Below are 21,248 nucleotides of genomic sequence, written 5' to 3' on the forward strand. Positions count from 1 at the left end.
CACGACAGAATGAATAAAACGTCATCACTACTAAGTTCAATTGCGTCGCAAACGCATTGATTCTTCTGACGCATATCTTTCATCCTGCGGTGAGTGGTTCGCCTGTGGAAGGTATGAGATAATTGCTCGGCAGACATAATGCATATATGATGATAAATATCAATTATTATTGGTTTGATAACTTATCGTTTAGCTCATATGGGGGTTGCGCACGCTGCTAGCGCAAGGGAGCCTATAGAGGCCGGTAAACCATTTGGACGAAGCGCAAAGCCCGCAGTCTGACCATAGCCAAGTTGATTTTCGGCAGGATGGTCAAGATATGGAACGAGAATCTAAAGACACTCATAAGCTGATTGTCGAGGTCGCGGAACGTTTGTTCCGTCAAATCGGATTTCAGAAAACGACTGTTGCGGATATTGCGCGCGAGCTGCATATGTCGCCGGCGAATGTCTATCGCTTTTTCACGACGAAATCGGCAATCAACGAGGCCGTCTGCCTGGACCTCCTCAGGAAGATCGAGGCCGACGCGGAAAAAATTGCCGCGTCGCGCGGCGGCGCCGCTCAGAAAATCCGCAATCTGTTCAGCTCCGTGGAAAAAACCCATCGCAAACTGTTTATGTACGACCGGAAGCTGCATGATTTGATCGATGCGGCGATCACCGAGAACTGGGCCATCATGCGGCGGCACGCGGAACGCATGGCGGCGATCTTGGAGCAGATCATCGCGAGCGGCATGGCCTCGAACGAGTTTCCGAAAGGAGACGCCGCGCTGGCCTCGCGCCTCGTCAACACCGCCTGCATAAGGTTTTGTCATCCGCGGCTGATCGTCGAATATGAACAGGAGCCAGAGCCGACCCTCGACCAAATGATCGGCTTTTGCCTATTTGCGATGACCCGAGTTTGATCAAGCCATCGCGGACGAGACCAATGCTAAGAGCACGGCTCGCTCTCAGGATCGTCGCTTGAAAGCGAGCGCAAGCCGCGATAGAGGTGCATATTATGCAAAATATATCTCTATAATTGCGGATTTGATACGTGAGCTTTTTCCGCATGTCTTTGAAATACAAGGATAAACTAAGTATCGAACCGTATCAAATAAACTGCCCGCCGCGACTAACGCCACACCGCCGGTCAGGCTTCATAAGTCATAGATAACACAGGAAATACTTCGCCCTAACTATGCTCAAAAGCCTAGGCCCTGACAGTATTGGGCGCGCGGGGCTGTCCGATGCCGGCCAGACTTGGCGAGAACGGGGCGGCCAGACTAAGTCAGCTGGCCTGTCTCACCACAGTCAGGCTTAGGTTCGATTCCCATCGCACTCACCATAAAAATAAATCACTTAGCTGAAATTGATCGCAACTCAGCGGCGCGCTGCCACTCATGGTAAGCACACAGCAAGCATGCCGGAGAAATTGGGTGGCGACCAGTTCAATAACAGCTGGTGTTCACACTGAATTCCCGATCGGCACATCCCATGCCGCCGCTCATAAGATCAGATCTTCAAGGGGTCACGGTAACGCTCTGGAACGCCGTGCCGACATTATTTCATGTCCATTGTCATTTCCCAGTTCGAACAGGAGAATTGAGACATAGGCGCCCGGTGAGACAGTGTCCTTGTCTCTACATAACCTGTTAGGGGTTTTCTCATCCGGCCGCGTTATGGCGAACACGCTTCAATGTAAGGTCTTGCGGACTCTCTTGAGAACTATCGTGTAGAGCCTATCCAACAACTCATGGAGAGCGGCAAGCTCACCGTGAGTGTCAGGTGTCGCCTCCAAGCCATTAAGTTCCGCAATACGATTGCGAAGAGTTTCAATAAACCGCTTGGAAGATCTTGCAAACTTCGAGGGCAGCACTTCCTTACCTGTCTTAAAACCGGGTTCGGCCGCTAGATGTTTGCGGCACGTTTTGTTTAACGCATCAGACGAACGGCTGATTTGATTGCCCATGTTTAAGCATAAGATCGCTGTCAGCCATGTCCTCTAATTTCCGGGGGTTCGACGTGGTTAGAGGCGGTCGAGCGACACGAGGGCGTACGGCCGTCTCGTCCTCGTAATGCTGTGATTGAGCTGGCATAATTCTTGCGATTCCGTTCGCAGCACTCGTCCTCCTGAGCTTGTGCCAACTCGCCCCTGATTTGGTCGAAGTCGAACCCCATTTATTCGGCCAGATCAGGGGCCTTTTTATTTACACTGCCCACCGTCAGAGAAGTCATCCTTGTCAAACTTTGGGCAAGCCCGACGTTCCACGATTCTCGACGCTGCCTGGCGGACAGCTTACCGCTTTGGTTTCCCGTTGGCCCGCACCTAGTGGATCGAATCTAACACTTGGTGCCCTCGTCTGACAGCTGCGATGATTTTGTCTGGATCTGCGGTCCATGTGAAGGGCTTCGATTGCTGGTTGTGGTCGTCGAGGAAGCGATTGATGGCGGCTTGGAGATCGGCGACGGATCGGAACACGCCTCGTTTCAGCCGCCGCTTTGTGAGCGTCGTGAAAAATCCCTCGACGGCGTTGAGCCAGGACGCCGAAGTGGGAGTGAAGTGGAAAGTCCCAGCGGGGATGGCCGATCACCGTGCCGTCGAGCACGTTGAGTGCGGCAAATAGCGTCGTCGTGCCGTGTCGTTTGTAGTCGTGCGTCATGGTCCCGGCGCGACCCTTCTTCAGCGGCAGGCCTGGCTGGGTGCGGTCGAGCGCCTGAATCTGGCTCTTTTCGTCGACAGACAAGACGATGGCGTGTGCCCGCGGTTCGACATAAAGCCCGACCACGTCGCGCAATTTGTCGACGAAGTGTGGGTCGTTCGAGAGCTTGAACTGACGAATCCGGTGTGGCTGGAGACATGCGCCAGATTCGTTGGACAGAACTGACGCTGAGCCCCGATGCTTTCGCCATCAAGACGCCAGTCCAATGGGTCGTTTCGCCAGGCGGATCGCTGAGTGTCAAGGCGACGACGCGCTCGGCAGCCTCGCCCCCGAGCGGTTTGATACGTGGGGGCCGCGTCTTGTCACGAAGCAGGCCTTCGAACCCTTCCTCCATGAACCGTTCTTGCTAGCGCCAGACGCAAGTCTTGGATTTGCCGGTTCGCCGCATGATCTCGTTCGTGCCGACCCCATCGGCAGTGAACAGAACGATCTCAGCCCGCCAAACGTGTTTCTGCGCAGCGTTGCGATCTTTGATGAGAGCTTGGATTGGAGCCGCCGTCGATCAGTCGGCAAAACGGAAACGGATTTTCCTGTGCGCATCGCGTAGACTCGCACGCGCTGCAAAAGACGGGAATCCCTGAAGGGACTCAACCGTCAGATTTGATCCACTAGATCATCTCCGGACGACTAATGTTGCCAGAGAAATTGCATGACATAGAGGCGCCTGTCCGGCGTCAGCACCTGTGAGACAGATTTAGCGGGTTGAATAACGGAGGATTTCTGGCTCATCGTAACCATCGAGGAGTGGAGATGAGCCAGAAATCCGGAACTGCCAAGTCGTCCTCCGAGCGGATCGTGAAGGACATTCGCCGAGCAACGCGCAAGCAATATTCGGCGGAGGAGAAGATCCGCATCGTGCTGGACGGCCTGCGCGGCGAGCATAGCATCGCGGAACTCTGCCGGCGCGAGGGCATCGCCGAGAGCCTGTATTACACCTGGTCGAAGGAGTTCCTGGAGGCTGGCAAGCGGCGCTTGGCGGGCGACACGGCGCGTGCGGCGACCAGCGGCGAGGTCAAGGACCTGCGCCGGGAAGCTCAGGCACTGAAGGAGGTCGTCGCCGAGCAGGCGCTGGAATTGCGCCTGCTCAAAAAAAGCATGATCGCGGATGGGGAAAGCGAGGAATGAGATATCCGGCTTCCGAGAAACTGGAGATCATCCGGCTGGTCGAGCAATCCCATCTGCCGGCGCGCCGGACGCTGGAGAAACTCGGCGTCTCTCGCGCCACCTTTTATCGATGGTGCGACCTTTGCCAGACTGGCGGGCCAGAGGCCCTGGAAGACCGATCTCCCAGGCCCGACCGCGTCTGGAACCGAATTCCTGACAATGTGCGGGGCCAGATCGTGCAACTGGCCCTGGACGAGCCGGAGCTGTCGCCACGGGAACTGGCGACACGCTTCACCGACACAAAAAGCTATTTTGTTTCGGAAGCTTCGGTTTATCGCCTGCTGAAGGAGCACGACCTAATCGCCAGTCCCGCCTACATCGTCATGAAGGCCGCCGATGAGTTCAAGGACAAGACGACGGCGCCCAACCAGCTCTGGCAGACCGACTTCACTTATCTCAAGGTGATTGGTTGGGGTTGGTTCTACCTCAGCACGATATTGGACGACTTCTCGCGCTACATCATCGCCTGGAAGCTCTGTACGACGATGAAGGTCGGGGACGTCACGGAAACACTCGACCTGGCGTTGCAAGCCGCGGGGCTTGATCACGCCAAGGTCGTCCATCGTCCGCGATTGCTCTCGGACAATGGCCCTTCCTACATCTCGGCCAATCTGGCCGAATGGCTGGACAAACGCAACATGGATCACGTGCGCGGCGCGCCCTGCCACCCGCAAACACAGGGCAAAATCGAGCGCTGGCATCAGACGCTCAAGAATCGCGTCTTGCTTGAGAACTATTATCTGCCCGGCGACCTGGAAGCCAGGATCGACACCTTCGTCGATCACTACAATCATCGCCGCTATCACGAGAGCCTGGACAATCTCACGCCGGCTGACGTCTACTTCGGCCGAGGACAAACCATTCTGCTGCAACGAGAAAGGATCAAACGAGCCACCATCCAAAATCGTCGCTTGCAACACCAATTGAACGCCGCATAAAATCAAACATCAGATGAGCCGCGTCCTCCATTAAATCACGCCGCCATCTGTCTCAAATTATCTGACGACGGACAGAGGCGCCGTCAACATTGGAAGTCAGCTTTTCAATTCCCGTTAATCTCCGGCCCCCAGTTGTAATATAGCTGATGACTGCCCTATTTGCGCGCCGTAACCTTATTTGTTGACATAATGAAAATTAACAGTTATTATTTATCATATTCAGACTGATGTAAAAGGTTCTTATCAGCTTATAGGATATCAATTTCCTGGATACAGAAAACATATTAAGTTATAAATATAGATATAGTAATGCAAATTTATGTGTATAATACATTCGAATAACGCATATCCAAACTATAATTGGAGTGGTAAGTGTTATTGTTGTCATTTTCTACACAGAAAAGATCAAATATATTGTCGAACAGGCCTTCGATAAGCTAATGCAATGCTTGTCGACTTCGGAAATGGTATGGCTTTAAAGCTCGCTTATTTGTTTACGTCTTTTGTGACCGCTGGTGCAGGGGTAGCCCATGCCGCACCGCCTCTTTTGTCGGCATTGACGTTGACTTTCGAGGATGAATTTTCGGGGTCATCCCTTGATGCCGATCACTCGGCTGGTTGGGTGTCGAACTACACAATCCCCAGCACAATTAACAATGAACTGCAGGCTTACACTCCCGATGCGCTTGTCTTCGATACGACCAATGGAGTTTTAAGGCTGCGCGCAGACAAACGTAGTTATAGCGGTATGGGCTATACCTCGGGCGCGATCACGACGTTCGCCAAATTTCATCAGACCTACGGATACTTCATAATGCGTGCGAAATTGCCCGCTGGTCAAGGGCTTTGGCCTGCGTTCTGGCTACTGCCGAGTAACGGCAAATGGCCGCCCGAACTCGATGTTATGGAGAATCTCGGGAATGATCCGAGTTCTGTCTACCTGTCAAATATTTGGCCCGGAGGGCAATCGCAAACGAAGTTCACCGGGCCAAATTTCTCTGCAGGTTATCATTCATTTGCGTTGGAATGGCGCCCTGACGTTCTGATATGGTACGTCGATAACATCGAGCGCCGCCGATATGCTGGTCCAGGCATACCGCAATCTCCGATGTATATGCTCGTTAACCTAGCTGTCGGGGGAAGCTGGCCAGGCGCGCCAACTCAAAGCACTATATTCCCTCAATCATTCGACCTCGATTATGTTAGGGCCTATCAGTTCAATCCGCCCTTAGCAGGAGCTATTCTCAGCGCCGTTACACTAAGTGGGATCTTTGTCTCAAAGCCGATAGCACAGGCTGGGGACACAGTGACTATTATTTCAAGTGCGAGGGTTGGCCCGAATGATCTCCCGGACGGAGTTTATGAGATCGGTGTGTGCGGCTATTGGGGTTCCCCTTGTTATGTATTTGATGTCGAATCAACTACTAAGCTCAAAGCAAATTCAGTAGCAAGCTTAACGTACAACTACAAAGTTCCTCCATTCTTGCCGGATGACTGGTACAACGTTTATGTTACGTTGATGGCAGGGGGCGCAGCTACTTCCAGCGCTGTCGCTACGAGGTTTGCCGTCCAAAATAGTCCAAACGGATTTATCGCCAACCCCCCCGCTCTCTCGCCGGCAATGGTGCCATAATTAGAAAGTGCCCTGAAAAACCCGAAGACGGTTCTCCAAGGCTCGGAGTTTTCGGCATAAGGCCGGTAACATCAATATTCCCAGCGCTCAGAAGAACAGAATTAAAAACGATTGGGCACACAGCTGTCACGGACACTGCCTTACGGCGGCAATCTGAAGCCGAAACGGGCTGCTGCCTCGCCGGGGATCGGATGATCCCTAACGTGCCTCCGGCTCGGTGCCCGGTCGCGAACATCTCGATTAGACTCACCCCTTACGATGAGGCTGGTATCGATGACGCACGGACGAACAATCGTAGCCGCTCCCAAGCGCATGTTTGAAAAGACTTGTGGTAGTGGCCCAGTAGTAAACGCCTATCGTCCCGATATTGACGGCCTGCGCGCAATTGCCGTTGGAGCTGTTATCCTATTTCATCTCGACGTCGGCATAATGAAGGGCGGGTTCATCGGCGTCGACGTCTTCTTCGTAATTTCCGGCTATCTGATCACGGGACTATTGCAATCCGAAATCGATGCTGGGAAATTTTCGATACTGCGGTTCTATGACCGCCGCATCAGGCGCATCCTGCCGGCACTCTTCGCTGTGATTCTCGCAGCTTCTGCAGCTGCCGTCTGCTTATTTTTTCCGCCGGAAATCCTCGACTTTGCCAATAGCGTCGTCGCGACAACGCTTTTTTCGTCCAATATCTATTTTATGATGGTGACGGACTATTTTGCCGCCACTTCCAACAGCAACCCATTACTCCACACGTGGTCACTTGCGGTTGAAGAGCAATACTACATTGTATTTCCTTTTTTACTGTATGGATTGAGAACGCTGAGGCAAAAGAATGTCATTTTAGTCATCAGCGGCTTGGCTATCGCCTCTTTTGTCGTCTCGATCAGACTCGTCATGACGGATCAGGTAGGGGCCTTTTATCTGGCGCCCTCTAGGGCTTGGGAGTTTTTTATTGGCGCGCTTTTGTCACTTAAGGCGCTTCCCGATGTGCAAAAAACCTGGCTACGCGAAGTCTCCGCGGCAATCGGCTTGGCGCTCATTGTTGCAGGGTGTCTAAAGTTCTACCGAAACATGCCGTTTCCGGGCGCTTTGGCGCTAGTACCATGCATCGGCGCGGCGCTCTTAATCCATGCAAATGCTGCGGGACGAACGCTCACCGGCCGACTTATCTCAGCGCGACCAATCGTTTTTATCGGCCTTATTTCATATTCGCTTTATCTGTGGCATTGGCCGATTATCGTCTTCTTCCAGCTTTGGTGGGTAAAGCCGATCGGCGGGGTTGGCGATTTAGGTCTCATCCTCGCAAGTGTCGTGATGGGAACACTTTCGTGGTACTTCATAGAACTTCCTTTCCGACAAAAAAGGCTCGCAGCTTCGCCGCTTGCCCTGCGGAGCGCCGCGCTAGCTAGCATGGCGGGATTTTGCGCGCTTGGGATCGCGCTCATCGTCTCCGACGGCATGGCCTTCGCTTTTCCCAAGGAGATTGTGACGCTTGCAAATTACATTCACTACCACGAACGTACGGCCTATAGACGCGGTACTTGCTTCATCGATTCTCACACGAGCCCCTTGTCCGACTTCGCTGCAACAACCTGCCTCACCCGCTCCCATGTCAAGCCAAACCTGCTGGTTATTGGCGACAGCCATGCGGCACATCTCTGGAGCGGTTTGACAGACGCTTTACCGTCGGTACAGATTCTCCAGGCGACTGCCACAGGCTGCAAGCCGGTGTTTGGAACACGTGGTCATCCGACTTGCGTCGCGCTGATCAATCGTGCCCTCGCAGACGAGATCGCTACCGGTACAGCAGATGCGGTACTTTTATCCGCCCGCTGGGAGAATGAGGACATCGCACAGCTTATTGCGACGGTTGATCGCCTTGCCCGGTATGTGGCACAAGTGTACGTCTCCGGTCCAATCGTCGAATATAGGGAAAACCTGCCGCGGCTCCTAGCGCGATCGGTTCAGCAAAAAGATCCGGAGTTGTTGATCACGGCGCGAGTGGACGCCCAGCGCCAAGTGGATGAGCGGTTGGCTATCGCTCTGGAAGGGCATCGAGCCGTATATTTGTCGGCTTATGGAACGCTTTGCGGTCGACGATCTGAGGCCTGTCGTACTTTGACCGATAACGGCATTCCGATGCAATGGGATTATGGACATTTGACTGCGGAAGGGTCGAAATATCTCGCGAAGGCGTGGCTAGCGGACGGACGCTTTGATCTCCGCCAAATGAGCCCGTGAAACACGAATTTTCACGGTTATTAGAAATGACCGCTGATCCCTCATAAGTTTTTGCGTGACGTTGTGTATCTGTTGCCCGAGTAACGGACAATAGTCATCTACGCGCCGGAGGATCGATCTGAACGATGGCGTCACAACCAGGCGGAGACTACGATCGTAAATCGACACAACGACAACGCATGCAGCGTTCTACAACCCGCCACCGCCCAAAGTGCATAATGAATATGTATTGACGATAATTATCATATAGCATAAAAGATAGAAAGCATAATTGAAGAGAAATTTGAACCTTAAGGTCAAACGATGATGCGTGGTTTGGCTCGAAACATTATTCGCAAGGCGCGCGTATCGGCGCTACGGATTGCTTATCAGCATATTCAGATTCAAGGATCAAAATTCCGGTGTCCAATTTGTCAATTTGAAGGTCCGTTCATGACTTCCGTCTTCGGTGAACGACGGCAGCATGCAATATGCCCCAGGTGCCTTTCGGTCGAGAGACATAGACTGCAGAGGCTCGTCTGTGACAAAGTTTTCGATGGACTGTGGGATCCGGACGAAAAAATTCTGCTCCAATTTGCGCCGGATCCCATGACCGGTTACTTGCGCAGCAAATTTGGCAGCGTGATCTGTGCGGACATCATTCCCGGTAAAAATCGCGTTGTCCTCGATATGCGAGATATCGACATGGAAGATGCGTCGGTGGATGCAGTTTACGCGTCTCATGTGCTGGAGCACATCCGAGAGGATATAAAGGCGTTGCAAGAGATCCATCGGGTGCTAAAGCCGGGTGGTATTGCTGTATTGCCGGTGCCAATCGTCAGTGATTCGACCATCGAGTATCCCGAAGCAGTCGCGACTGAGGAATATCATTGGCGGGCCCCTGGCTTTGATTATTTTGATCGCTATCGCGCGGTCTTTGGGTCAATTAGGATTTTTAGCTCGCGCGATTTTGACGAGATCTATCAGACCTACGACTACGGCGATCGAACGGCGATCAATCGAAAGCGGTACCCTTATCGGCGACCGATGGTCGGGAGGAAACACGCAGATTTTGTGCCGGTCTGCTTCAAGAACTGACCTTCACTCTCCCCTTTTATTCACTGTAGCGAAACGTTTCGCTACATAAACTCCGCCTTGAAACCACATTGGCCTCATCGTCGTCGTTCCGGGAGATTGCCAGAACACTGAATTAGCGCTTCTTAATCTACGTGGTTAGCCAGGCTCGATTGTGGAAGCGATTGTTTTGAGATGAGCTGCAAATCGCCTCGCTTCATCCGGCGTAAGCACAGTGTGAGCTCGATCCAGGTCTATATGGACTTGCTCATCGAACCCAAGAATCGCACCTCCCTTAACAAGAGCGACGCTTGGCTCAGTTTTCAAATCTGTGCTTGTCGCTAATTTAGTTACAAGCACTTTTGGCGCCCGAAAAAACCCAGTAAGTCCCACAAATGTACTCATGTTCAGCTGCCAATCTGATTTATAGCATTTCCTCCTTACTTATCTTTTCTTTATACCCAATTTTTTCTGAAATAATTACGTTGGTAGGCATACAATCAGAGTGGATTTTCTATTTTCATTGCGGTTGATGCTTATCCGTTGCTACGGCTACGGCCTTGCTAAACCAACGCCAGTGTGAGCCGGGAATTTGCCGCGACAAGGCTCCGGCAAAATATCCGATTTGAATACACACGCCGAACACGCTTAATTCTATGAGAAGCACCGTAAGATCCAAATGCTCCAGCCTGGAACGAACTAGCATCGAAACGGTAGCCAGTACATACACAGGAATCAAAATTGGAAATTTATAGAGCTTTCCTAAAATAGTCCCCAAAATGAGGCCCAGCAGGATTAAAATATACATGCCATACCCTCAATGCCTGAGGTCGGGTCTGTTCTGTACTGTACTGTATATTCTATGATAATTGACGTCAATAAAATAAATTCATATATGATAATCCGACAGTTAACATAAGCTGGACACCTCCAATAACCGTGTTTTTGCGGACTGATTCTCGGTTGACACCCGTGCTCACGTGGGCCGCTGGATTGTCGCTGCTCCGCGGGCTGCTTTTGATGGCGTACGGCGCGCCGTTTGGCTGAGCCGGCCTCTCTGGCCTGTTTATGCCGTCACTGGCCGGGACGTCAGCCAGAGCATTCGTTTCATGTTGTAGGCGAGATTGGCGAGGCCTATTTTCATTGTTGCCCGAGTCAGCCCAATGGTGCGGATGACAAGCGCCATCGGCCCCTTCTGCCTGGCGAAGACATGTTCGACGAAGGCCCGAACCTTGGACTTCTTGCCGTTGGCTCTTGCGATGGCTTCCGGCATCGGCTTGCCCTTCGGCTTCTTGCGATGGATCTGACTGCGTAAGCCATTCCTGATCATATGCTCTTCGTTCTTCGCCGAACGGTAAGCGGTATCGGCCCAAACGTCGCTGGCGGTGTTCTGCTTATCGATCAGATTCGGCAACTGCGCCCCGTCATGGCGGGCCGCATCCGTCGTCCTCCATGTGCGGATCAAGCCATGAGCGCGGTCGATGCCGATATGGTTCTTGTAGCCAAAGGCGGGGATCGCGATATCGACCCGCTTTGCGCCGTCCTCGGCAGGCTTGGCCTTCGTAAACTTGACCGCCCAACGCGCATCGCGGTCCTTCTGGCGCAATTTCGCGGGCTTGGTTTTCCAAGCCTCGGGGATGCAGCCTTCCTTGATCGCCTTCTTCTCGGCCTCGGTGTTGCGCTGCCTTGGCGCGGCGACGATCGTGGCGTCGACGATCTGGCCGCCCATGGCGAGGAGTCCTGCTTCGGTCAGTGCCGCGTCAAAACGCTTGAACAGAACCTCGATCGCAGGCTTGCCATCAACGATCGTGCGCGTCAGCGACTCACGGAAGTTCCAGATCGAGTTCGCGTCGGGCACGCGGTCGGCGAGGGTCAGCCCCAGGAACCGCATGAACGATAAGCGGTCCTTGATCAGATATTCCGTCCGCTCATCTGAAAGCGAATGGCTCGCCTGAAGGATCAGGATCTTGAACATCAGGATGTGATCATAGGGCGGCCGCCCGCCCTTCGACCGATCGCTCCTGGGCGCGGCGCGCTCAAGATCAGCTCGAAAGACTTCAAAATCAACGATTTGATTCAGCCGCTCGAGATCGTCGCCCTTCGCCGAAATGTCTTTCAGACGCTCGTCGAGATCAAAAAACCCTGGCTGTCCGACCATCCAACGGATCCTCTCCCGAAACAGGCAAAGTGAATCACAAAATTACGCTAACCGCACCAGTTTTTGGAGGTCTCCAGCTTAGTGATAAATATAGCTGAAGCTTGGCTGGCATAATCGGAGCCCGGGCTCGAAGTTTTCACGCTCAAAAACAGAGGTTAATACTAATGGCCCCGCGGGATGACTCATTGAGTGGATTCCCTTGGCGGCGGTTTTCTGATTCCCTTGGCGCGGAGGATTCGCGCCATGCCATCAGCGGTGAAATTGCGAGAGGACTATTTGGCCAAGGAGCTTCGGGTGTTGGCCCGGCGCTCAAAGAACGTCAACCAGAGTCGCCGGCTGTTATCGCTGGCGGCAGTGCGGGACGGGATGGATCGGAGGGCGGCGGCCAAGATCGGCGGGATGGATCGGCAGACGCTGCGCGACTGGGTCCATCGCTTCAACGCCACCGGGCCAGAGGGCCTCATCGACAACTGGACAGAGGGCCCCGCGCCGCGCCTGTCAGCCGCGCAGTTGGCCGAGTTCGCGACAATCGTCGAGGCCGGGCCGGATCGTGAGAAGGATGGCGTCGTGCGTTGGCGCCGGGTGGACCTCAGGCGCATCATCGCCGAGAGGTTCGGCGTCGACTTCCACGAGCGCTACGTTGGAAAGCTTTTGAAGAAGCTCGGCTTCTCGCACATCAGCGCAAGGCCGCGCCATCCAGCCCAGGACGAACAGATCGTCGAGGCGTTCAAAAAAACTTCCCGCGCGCGCTGAAGGCTCATCTCGACAAACTGCCAGAGACGACGCCGGTCGAAGTCTGGTTCCAGGACGAAGCCCGGATCGGCCAGAAGAATGGCCTCGTCCGCCAGTGGGCCAGGCGTGGAACGAGGCCAAGGCAGCCCGCCGACCAGCGCTACGACAACGCCTATCTGTTTGGCGCGATCTGCCCCGCCCGCGGCGTTGGGGCGGCCCTCGCGTTGCCTTATGCGGACACCGGCATGATGCAGCTCCATCTCGACGAAATCTCGCACAACGTCGCCAAGGGTGCGCATGCCGTCCTGCTGCTCGACAGGGCCGGATGGCACACCACCAGCCAGCTCAACGTGCCCGAAAACATCACGCCGATCTTCCTGCCTTCGCGCGCGCCGGAACTGAACCCGGTCGAGAACATCTGGCAGTATCTGCGTCAGAACTGGCTCTCAAACACCGTCTTCGAAAATTACGATGCCATCATCGACGCAGCCTGCGCCGCCTGGCGAAAGCTCATAGCCCAGCCTGAAACAATCACATCCATCGGGATGCGAGAATGGGCTCACGTCGGTCAGTCGCTATGACCTTTGGTATAAGTTGAGGGGTTTCCTACCCGGCAGATACTTTTGCCAAGTTTGTGCTCACTTATCAGTAAGTTTAAAGGCACCGCGCAAATAGGATGGTTTTGAGGGCTCAGCCGGAAGGCCCTTGCAACTGTTTCCGCCCAGCTTCGCTGACGAAAAACATTTCGATGGCGTACCGCGAACGGTGTATTGACAATTAATTGATAATTATGATAATTTATCAATTAATCTATGGTTTGCCACAATAGCTCTTCTACACACCATGAGGTTGCGTTATGGCTTATGTGGGACATAAAGGCCGCGCTCCCAGAAGCGTAGGTTATAAATGGACAGATTTAAGAAATGATGCTTCGGATTTTATCAAATTATTCATAATTTGTTTTATCGCATGCTGTTTCTGTTTCTATATAATAGTTTATAATTTCTTCATTTTTATCATATCAATGCTTTCAGCTTTGATTTACCGTACTGCACGGAACCGGTTGAAAACATCGTTCAGCAAATAAACTTCGTTTTTGTGAACGTGCGCCGCTGCTAGGTTTCATGCCCAAGTCTCTTTCTTTTGAAAACCTTCGCTCTCGTGTCACGGGATCGGGGGCCCCATTAGCAGCCATTTCGATTCCTTTTTTCTGTATTCGGGTAAAAAAACTTTCGAGACGCACAATCAGAGCTGGACACCTCCAAATACCTGACGATTTTGGATCATTAGGGCGGTGAGAGCTATATTGGGGCGTGCTCGAGCGCTGGTTTTGATGTCCGAGCTTCCATCATTGTTGGCGTCAGTTACGCTGGAACGGCGAAAGGTCTCGTTTCGAGCCAGACGAAGCGGCGCATGTTTTAAGTGAGGTTGGCGAGGATGATCTTGGTTTTCGTACGCATGATGCCGATTGTGCGCACGACCAGCCCCATCAAGTCCTTCTCGTGAGCGAAGAACAGGCTCGATCGCCGAGCGGACCGTGGATTTGCGGGAATTGGCTAGGCGTGTCTGCTTCGGCATCGGCCGGTTCTTCGGCTTCTTGACGTTAATGCGTGACATGAAGCCATGCTACTCCAGATGCGCCTCGTTGCGCTTCGAACGATAGGCCGTGTCGGCATAGACATCGCTCGCCATATTGTCGGCATCGAGATGACCGGTGAGCTGAGCCCGTCATGCGCAGCGGCGCTGGTTACCGGCCATGTCCGGATCAGACCATGCCGACGGTCGATGTCGAAATGGTTCTTGTAGCCGAAGGCGGGGATCGCCACATCGACCATGGGTAGTAGACCGTCGTCTTGCGGTTTGGCCTTAGTGTATTTGACTGTCCAGCGGGCCGGTTTGTCCTTCCAATCGTCGGGAATGGGGGCTTCCTTGATCGCCTGCTTCACGTCCTTCGAGTTGCGCTGCTCGGGAGCGACGACAATTGTCGCATCGAGATACTGCCGGCACTCACGTCGGCATCGAATCGCGGACACCTCCAATAACCGTGTTTTTGCGGACTGATTCTCGGTTGACACCCGTGCTCACGTGGGCCGCTGGATTGTCGCTGCTCCGCGGGCTGCTTTTGATGGCGTACGGCGCGCCGTTTGGCTGAGCCGGCCTCTCTGGCCTGTTTATGCCGTCACTGGCCGGGACGTCAGCCAGAGCATTCGTTTCATGTTGTAGGCGAGATTGGCGAGGCCTATTTTCATTGTTGCCCGAGTCAGCCCAATGGTGCGGATGACAAGCGCCATCGGCCCCTTCTGCCTGGCGAAGACATGTTCGACGAAGGCCCGAACCTTGGACTTCTTGCCGTTGGCTCTTGCGATGGCTTCCGGCATCGGCTTGCCCTTCGGCTTCTTGCGATGGATCTGACTGCGTAAGCCATTCCTGATCATATGCTCTTCGTTCTTCGCCGAACGGTAAGCGGTATCGGCCCAAACGTCGCTGGCGGTGTTCTGCTTATCGATCAGATTCGGCAACTGCGCCCCGTCATGGCGGGCCGCATCCGTCGTCCTCCATGTGCGGATCAAGCCATGAGCGCGGTCGATGCCGATATGGTTCTTGTAGCCAAAGGCGGGGATCGCGATATCGACCCGCTTTGCGCCGTCCTCGGCAGGCTTGGCCTTCGTAAACTTGACCGCCCAACGCGCATCGCGGTCCTTCTGGCGCAATTTCGCGGGCTTGGTTTTCCAAGCCTCGGGGATGCAGCCTTCCTTGATCGCCTTCTTCTCGGCCTCGGTGTTGCGCTGCCTTGGCGCGGCGACGATCGTGGCGTCGACGATCTGGCCGCCCATGGCGAGGAGTCCTGCTTCGGTCAGTGCCGCGTCAAAACGCTTGAACAGAACCTCGATCGCAGGCTTGCCATCAACGATCGTGCGCGTCAGCGACTCACGGAAGTTCCAGATCGAGTTCGCGTCGGGCACGCGGTCGGCGAGGGTCAGCCCCAGGAACCGCATGAACGATAAGCGGTCCTTGATCAGATATTCCGTCCGCTCATCTGAAAGCGAATGGCTCGCCTGAAGGATCAGGATCTTGAACATCAGGATGTGATCATAGGGCGGCCGCCCGCCCTTCGACCGATCGCTCCTGGGCGCGGCGCGCTCAAGATCAGCTCGAAAGACTTCAAAATCAACGATTTGATTCAGCCGCTCGAGATCGTCGCCCTTCGCCGAAATGTCTTTCAGACGCTCGTCGAGATCAAAAAACCCTGGCTGTCCGACCATCCAACGGATCCTCTCCCGAAACAGGCAAAGTGAATCACAAAATTACGCTAACCGCACCAGTTTTTGGAGGTCTCCTCGCTTGAAAAGGACGTCGAAATTGGCCACGCCGAGGCCGAGAAACCGCATGAATGACGGCCGATCCTTGATCAGATATTCGTAGCGCTCGTCCGACAACGAATGCCTGCACTGCAGGATCAGCACCTTGAACATGAACGTGATCAAATGTGGGACGGCCTCCCTTGGCCCGATCGAATCTGGGAACGGTCCGCTCGAGGTCATCGCCCTTGGCGGACAGATCCTTCAGGCGCTCGTCGAAATCAAAGAACCCCGCCTGACCGCGCATGCCGATGCCCCCGAATCTGCTTCACTGACGGAATCATATCCGCCACGAAATCGCGAGGTTTTTGGAAGCGTCCAGCTTGCTGTCGATGTGTTCGACAGGATTTCCCACATCGATAGACGATCTGAATAACCGCAGGAACCATTGCGTGATCTCAAACTTCTGGCGCAGTTCATCGTAGCACGCCAGATTTTGCGCCAATTAAATAAAGAAGTCATGTGCAGTTAATGTTCGTTGGCTATTTGCTTCAGAGCGTCACTCTGCATAGTAACTTCTGAATTGCTTTCCCTTGTAAGCCTCAATGCTACGCAAGGCGGCAGGATCAGCCTTATTAAGTACGATACCGATGAGACGGTCGTGAATGATCTCGCTATTTGAGAGGGCCTCCAGAACGAGACTTCGCTTGCTCCGACCCCACTCAACAACGAAAACAAAGCTATCGATGAATCGTGCTATCGCCTTCGCGTCGACTACAGGCACGATTGGCGCAATCTCGACTATAATAAAATCGTAGGAATCGCGGGCAGTGGTAAGCAGCTCCTCCATCTGACGCGAGCCGAGTAACTCAGCCGCGTTCGATATTGCCTTCCCGGAAACGCAAGGCAACACATCTAGCCGGGATTGCTTTCTATGGTAAACGAACGATGCAAGTCGCGATGGATTCGCGAGTGCTTCGATTAGTCCTTCATGAGCATCTGGTGCCAATATACCAGTCAATGACCTTTGGCGAACATCGCAATCGATAACGAGCGTACGCACCCCCGGGGATGCGGCTAAGAGAGTTCCAAAATTCGCAGCAATGGTTGTTTTGCCTTCTCCGGCCACAGAAGACACAACACCGATGACCTTGACGTCGTGCTCGAGCCGAGCGGCATTAATCAATATTTTGATATTACGGAGCGTTTCCGCAAAACGTGAATTCGGCGATTTAAGAACAAATTCTGCGATATTTTCCGATAAGGCAGGACCGGGACTCCTCAACGGCGCAAGACGTCGCAACAAATTCCGATTTGGCCTGACGCTGGGTAAAATACCGAGACAAAGCTCACCGGTGATTTGCTCGACCTCCGTATGAGTTCGAAATTCTTCAGCGGTCCATTCCCGGGCTATGGCTGCCCCTCCGCCTAAGAATAGGCCAAGCAAGACCCCTCCCGCAAGTGCCAACGCAGACTTTGGCGCACTCTTTGACAACGCCGGCGTGGCTTTCGTGACGATACGAGTATCTGTGACCGGGATAGTCTGCGCTTGAATAGTTTCCTGGAATTTTTGCAAGAAGCTATTGTATAAATTTCGATAAGTATCGGCGGAACTTTCGAGGTCACGCATTGCGACCTGAGCTTGACTGCTCGTCCCCGCCTCGCCCACCAATTCGGACATGCTATCCGTTAAGGATTTTTCTCGCGCTTTGGCGATCTCATAGTCGCTCGAATAGGCATCCGCGATTCGCCTTTCTTCATTTCGAATTGATTTACGCAGCTCATCCATCTGGTCAGTGACCATGGCCACTGCTTTGTGTGCTTTTCCCACGCGAGAGGTTAGATCAGCTGCCCGCGCCGCCGCATCCAAATATTGCGCGCGAAGCCGGGTAATCACACTGTTGTTTAGCGCGTCGGTCACCGTTGCATCTGGAATACCATCGGCGCTGATTTGTTGGATACGATCTAACCGTGCTTTCGCTTCAGCGGTAGCTGTTCTAGCTGAAATTAACTGGGAGGTCAGATCTGATATCTGTTGTTGATCCAACAGGCCTCTGCCTGTTTCCACAATATTGTTAGCCGTTTTATAATTTTGTAGCGCTCTATCGGCATCAGTCGTTTGAACCTTCAATTCAATCAGCCGATCTTTAAGCCAATCGCTGGCTATTTTTGTCGACGTGTACTTCGCCTCCAGTGAGGCAGCAACGTAGGTATCCGCGACCGCGTTGGCTATCCTCGCTGATTTGTTTGGATCCTCCGATTTGAAAGCTATGTCGATAACGTAGGTGAGTTCTTCCCGTTTTGGACTTAAGAGTTTGAGAAATGTTTCAACGGCGGTTCTTTCCAGGAGAGCGTCCGCATCGACCACGGTGTCGTCTTTAAGAGCTAAATATTGTTTCAGTGTTGTAATTAAACCCTTTAGCCACCACAAAATCTGTTGACCAAGTGCATCTGGCGGACCCACAAATTCACTATCATGAGTTAAGTTCATTGACTTGATAACAGGAAGTATAATGCTTTCCGATGATAAGACTTGAACCTGGCTATCTACCAGCGATGTATCGACAGGTGTGTCTTCTACGATTTTTTGAGTCTGTAAATTCTGATTCATTCGTGTATCAATCAAAATGCTCGCCGTACTCGTATAGAGGGGCGTTGCAAGTAGGATATAGGAGAGCGCCAGAGTAAGCCCAGAGATACATCCGACGATGAGCCACCGCCACCGTCGGTGCAGTATACCGAGAACGTCCAGCAATTTGAGGGGAGGGCCTTCACTGGATCCAAATGGGTTTTCCGATTGCAAGAATGGGTCATCGCGAGACTTTGCTGCCGTGTTGTGCGCCAACCGAATTCGAGACAATTGTTCGAAAGTCATGCATCACCGCCAAATGTCAGGCGATCCGAATGGATCGGCCAGTTTGAGATTCCCAGGATTGGAGACGGTCGGCTCACCTATCAGCTGCCCCCCTCTCGCTTGAGGCTTCGTTGCCGCAGAAGGGATCAAATTTCCAATATGGGAAGTGTCCGCAAATAGCTCAGACAGAAGTGCTGCGCGCGCATAGGCGAGAGAGACATCTCTGTCGCCTATTGTTGGAATAGCGGTCTCTATGCGAGTGGCAGTCTGCGAATCGATCCGGAGACAATGGGTCATCGCATTATAAAAACCCTCTCCAATTGCCTCTTTCTGCGGAAGTGATGCCCTCGGCAGAATAAGTTTAAAAGCTTGGACCACTGCCGGGCTCATGCCAGCTGCTACAATTTCGCTCACCGTGGTGCTCAATTCAAGGGCTTCGCGTTTGTTGCCGATTTGGCCAGCCAACATACTCTCCGGCTTTAGAAGAAATTCGTTCATGGCTGAAGGGTTAGTCGTAGGAGTGTCCAGTTTGCATGCGGCGAAGGCATTCGAATAGCAAGTAAACGCGCAGGCTACCCAAAATCCGGTTTTGAATTGCAATACCATATCGCAGAGGAAGCGGTGTTGATGCATAACGATTTATAACAGTTATTTATTTGCGATGCAACATGCAGACTCTACCTTGAGGGAAGATCGCAATTTAGTGTTGACATAATGAATATTATCATTCATTAATCATCACCAATGGGACCCTGAGGAACAGACCTCAGGATTGCCAACAGATAACAAACGAAGATGAGAAATATAATTTAGTACCGCTGTACTGATTAAAAAGGCTAACTTAAGTAATATTACAAGATATCTGCCGGCTAGATCCTTTTGATAACGATGTATATAGAGTTAAACTCCGGAAATAACAACATATCGCGCGAGGTTAGCCTAATGTACCTTAGTCGATTTAACGATTTTACCCGCACAAACGTCGAAATCGATCGGCAAATGTCAACAACTAGGCATTTACCGTTGTCCTACCAAAATGTTGGTATAATGGCGGAGGTAGCTGACTTCTTTCTTGTGTTTGCTTCATATTCGATATGTCTTATTTATTACACGTATATACATGATAAAATTATAACAAATAAGCAGTCCATCATTACGTTTGCAATTATAAATGGATTTATGCTTCATTATATAGCTTATAATAACGGGTTATATCGGCCACAAGCGCTATCTAATAAATTAATATATGTAGTATGTATTTTAAAAGCGTGGGTTATTTCGTGTGTTCTAGTTTCTGTTGCATTCCTATCGCTTGATGGTGAAACTGAAGTATATTCGAAGTTAATTTTTTATAGCCTCCTTATACAACTAATTCTTTTGTACGTGGTCCATATCGTCGTTGAACGGGTCTTACGATTAATAATGGTTGAGGAAAGTGGAGTAGGACGACGCGTTGTCATCCTCGGCGAACCCACCGAACTCATTGGATTAAGTCGAACATTTTTAGCCCGCTATTTTGGAATGAGAGAAGTCTCGCGCATTTCAATTGGGGCAATTCATGCGTCCTGCTCAGATGAGGTGCGCATCAACGTCAATAAGGCGCTTCATGAAGCGCGGGAACACGGCGCCGAGGAATTTGTAATCGCTATGCGTTGGAGTAGCCGTGTGCTACTGCAAAGCGTGCGAGATCAATTGCGCGCATCTCCTTTGCCGGTCCGCTTGCTGCCGGACAGTAACATAAGATCGATGTTAGGACGTGATGCCTTATTGGCGGGGCAGCCGTCCCTCGCGGTAAAACTGCAACGCGAGCCGATAACGCTGTCCGAAAGAGTGCTTAAACGGGCACTCGACATTGTTTTGGCCACGACGGCGATCCTTATTTTGTCGCCGATTTTGGTCTGTACAGCGGCAGCAGTTAAGCTAGAAAGCCCTGGTCCGATTCTGTTCCGGCAGCGCCGGAACGGGTTCAACGCCAAACAATTCGTCATCTTGAAGTTTCGAACGATGAAGGTTCTCGAGGACGGGCCGAGGATAACTCAGGCATGCCGCGGTGACCATCGGGTAACCCGCGTTGGGCGATTTCTGCGGCGATGTAGTATGGATGAATTGCCCCAGCTTATAAATGTCATTATGGGAGACATGTCGTTGGTCGGACCCAGACCCCATGCGCTTGCCCACGACCATGAATATAAGTCTCTAATCGCAGAATATGCCTTTCGCCACCATGTCAAACCCGGCATCACGGGGTGGGCGCAGGTAAATGGATTACGAGGCGAGACGAAGCGCGTTGAACAGATGGCCGAACGTGTCAAACTTGACCTTTGGTACATCGGTCACTGGTCGTTTTGGTTGGACATTAACATCATTGGGCGCACCTGCTTCGAAGTTCTACGCGGTCGCGCCTATTGAGTTGCGTTAGGCGCCCGGTCATCGACCGAATGTATCTGTAGAGTGGTGTAATCGGGCTCGAGAAATCAT

12 protein-coding genes and 3 pseudogenes are annotated in these 21,248 nt (G+C 52.6%); 7 read left to right on the top strand and 8 right to left on the bottom strand.

Annotation, left to right across the window (positions count from 1 at the left end):
• The first annotated feature begins 319 nt into the window (after positions 1–319).
• Entirely contained in the window at positions 320–904 is a 585-nt protein-coding gene (locus QEV83_RS16115) for a TetR/AcrR family transcriptional regulator (protein WP_280128696.1), read from the top strand.
• A gap of 1,403 nt (positions 905–2,307) precedes the next feature.
• On the opposite strand, the pseudogene QEV83_RS16120 reads toward QEV83_RS16115, so the two are convergent.
• Positions 2,308–3,241, bottom strand: a pseudogene (locus QEV83_RS16120) (IS630 family transposase).
• A gap of 210 nt (positions 3,242–3,451) precedes the next feature.
• On the opposite strand from QEV83_RS16120, the gene QEV83_RS16125 reads away from it, so the two are divergent.
• The 4 genes from QEV83_RS16125 (at position 3,452) to QEV83_RS16140 (ending at position 9,751) form a co-directional block, all read left to right on the top strand.
• Positions 3,452–4,803, top strand: a protein-coding gene (locus QEV83_RS16125) for an IS3 family transposase (RefSeq protein WP_280128402.1) whose coding sequence is annotated in 2 segments (ribosomal slippage) — positions 3,452–3,788 and positions 3,788–4,803 — 1,353 coding nt in all. Because the reading frame shifts where the segments join, the coding sequence is not laid out codon by codon here.
• 445 nt (positions 4,804–5,248) lie between these two features.
• The gene (locus tag QEV83_RS16130; protein WP_280128697.1) at positions 5,249–6,436 is read left to right on the top strand and encodes a glycoside hydrolase family 16 protein; all 1,188 of its coding nucleotides are present in this window, start codon (positions 5,249–5,251) and stop codon (positions 6,434–6,436) included.
• Between the two features lie 273 nt (positions 6,437–6,709).
• A complete protein-coding gene (locus QEV83_RS16135) occupies positions 6,710–8,674 on the top strand; it encodes an acyltransferase family protein (protein ID WP_280128698.1) in 1,965 nt (654 codons plus the stop codon).
• Positions 8,675–9,262: 588 nt separating this feature from the next.
• A complete protein-coding gene (locus QEV83_RS16140; protein WP_280128699.1) occupies positions 9,263–9,751 on the top strand; it encodes a class I SAM-dependent methyltransferase in 489 nt (162 codons plus the stop codon).
• 496 nt (positions 9,752–10,247) lie between these two features.
• On the opposite strand, the gene QEV83_RS16145 is transcribed toward QEV83_RS16140, so the two are convergent.
• Together QEV83_RS16145 and QEV83_RS16150 are read right to left on the bottom strand one after the other, a co-directional pair.
• Complete coding sequence (locus QEV83_RS16145) at positions 10,248–10,535, bottom strand: hypothetical protein (protein ID WP_280128700.1); 288 nt, start codon at positions 10,533–10,535, stop codon at positions 10,248–10,250.
• Between the two features lie 258 nt (positions 10,536–10,793).
• Positions 10,794–11,885, bottom strand: coding sequence for an IS5 family transposase (locus QEV83_RS16150; RefSeq protein ID WP_280127807.1), 1,092 nt, complete (start codon positions 11,883–11,885; stop codon positions 10,794–10,796).
• Between the two features lie 243 nt (positions 11,886–12,128).
• On the opposite strand from QEV83_RS16150, the gene QEV83_RS16155 reads away from it, so the two are divergent.
• A protein-coding gene (locus tag QEV83_RS16155; RefSeq protein ID WP_280127821.1) for an IS630 family transposase occupies positions 12,129–13,198 on the top strand; the annotation gives its coding sequence in 2 pieces (ribosomal slippage) (positions 12,129–12,615 and positions 12,615–13,198; 1,071 coding nt in all).
• A gap of 837 nt (positions 13,199–14,035) precedes the next feature.
• Here the strand turns inward: QEV83_RS16155 and QEV83_RS16160 are convergent.
• From QEV83_RS16160 to QEV83_RS16180, 5 genes and pseudogenes are all read right to left on the bottom strand, one after another.
• Positions 14,036–14,617: pseudogene (locus QEV83_RS16160) on the bottom strand (transposase); the annotation flags it as partial.
• 171 nt (positions 14,618–14,788) lie between these two features.
• Entirely contained in the window at positions 14,789–15,880 is a 1,092-nt protein-coding gene (locus QEV83_RS16165) for an IS5 family transposase (protein WP_280127807.1), read from the bottom strand.
• 102 nt (positions 15,881–15,982) lie between these two features.
• Positions 15,983–16,223: pseudogene (locus tag QEV83_RS16170) on the bottom strand (transposase); the annotation flags it as partial.
• Between the two features lie 252 nt (positions 16,224–16,475).
• The gene (locus QEV83_RS16175) at positions 16,476–18,791 is read right to left on the bottom strand and encodes a polysaccharide biosynthesis tyrosine autokinase (RefSeq protein WP_280128701.1); all 2,316 of its coding nucleotides are present in this window, start codon (positions 18,789–18,791) and stop codon (positions 16,476–16,478) included.
• A 3-nt stretch (positions 18,792–18,794) separates the two neighbouring features.
• Positions 18,795–19,268 (bottom strand): hypothetical protein, encoded by a 474-nt coding sequence (locus tag QEV83_RS16180; protein ID WP_280128702.1) that lies wholly within the window; start codon positions 19,266–19,268, stop codon positions 18,795–18,797.
• Between the two features lie 549 nt (positions 19,269–19,817).
• Here QEV83_RS16180 and QEV83_RS16185 point away from each other — a divergent pair.
• Complete coding sequence (locus QEV83_RS16185; RefSeq protein WP_280131109.1) at positions 19,818–21,179, top strand: undecaprenyl-phosphate glucose phosphotransferase; 1,362 nt, start codon at positions 19,818–19,820, stop codon at positions 21,177–21,179.
• Positions 21,180–21,248: the final 69 nt, after the last annotated feature.

Origin of the sequence: Methylocapsa sp. D3K7, from assembly GCF_029855125.1 — a bacterium.
In the GTDB taxonomy this organism is placed as follows: domain Bacteria; phylum Pseudomonadota; class Alphaproteobacteria; order Rhizobiales; family Beijerinckiaceae; genus Methylocapsa.

Excerpts from the sequence above, each read along its gene's own strand:
- QEV83_RS16115 (WP_280128696.1), top strand. The coding sequence starts at position 320 with ATGGAACGAGAATCTAAAGACACTCATAAGCTGATTGTCGAGGTCGCG.
- QEV83_RS16130 (WP_280128697.1), top strand. The coding sequence starts at position 5,249 with ATGCTTGTCGACTTCGGAAATGGTATGGCTTTAAAGCTCGCTTATTTG.
- QEV83_RS16135 (WP_280128698.1), top strand. The coding sequence starts at position 6,710 with ATGACGCACGGACGAACAATCGTAGCCGCTCCCAAGCGCATGTTTGAA.
- QEV83_RS16140 (WP_280128699.1), top strand. The coding sequence starts at position 9,263 with ATGACCGGTTACTTGCGCAGCAAATTTGGCAGCGTGATCTGTGCGGAC.
- QEV83_RS16145 (WP_280128700.1), bottom strand. The coding sequence starts at position 10,535 with ATGTATATTTTAATCCTGCTGGGCCTCATTTTGGGGACTATTTTAGGA.
- QEV83_RS16150 (WP_280127807.1), bottom strand. The coding sequence starts at position 11,885 with ATGGTCGGACAGCCAGGGTTTTTTGATCTCGACGAGCGTCTGAAAGAC.
- QEV83_RS16165 (WP_280127807.1), bottom strand. The coding sequence starts at position 15,880 with ATGGTCGGACAGCCAGGGTTTTTTGATCTCGACGAGCGTCTGAAAGAC.
- QEV83_RS16175 (WP_280128701.1), bottom strand. The coding sequence starts at position 18,791 with ATGACTTTCGAACAATTGTCTCGAATTCGGTTGGCGCACAACACGGCA.
- QEV83_RS16180 (WP_280128702.1), bottom strand. The coding sequence starts at position 19,268 with ATGAACGAATTTCTTCTAAAGCCGGAGAGTATGTTGGCTGGCCAAATC.
- QEV83_RS16185 (WP_280131109.1), top strand. The coding sequence starts at position 19,818 with ATGGCGGAGGTAGCTGACTTCTTTCTTGTGTTTGCTTCATATTCGATA.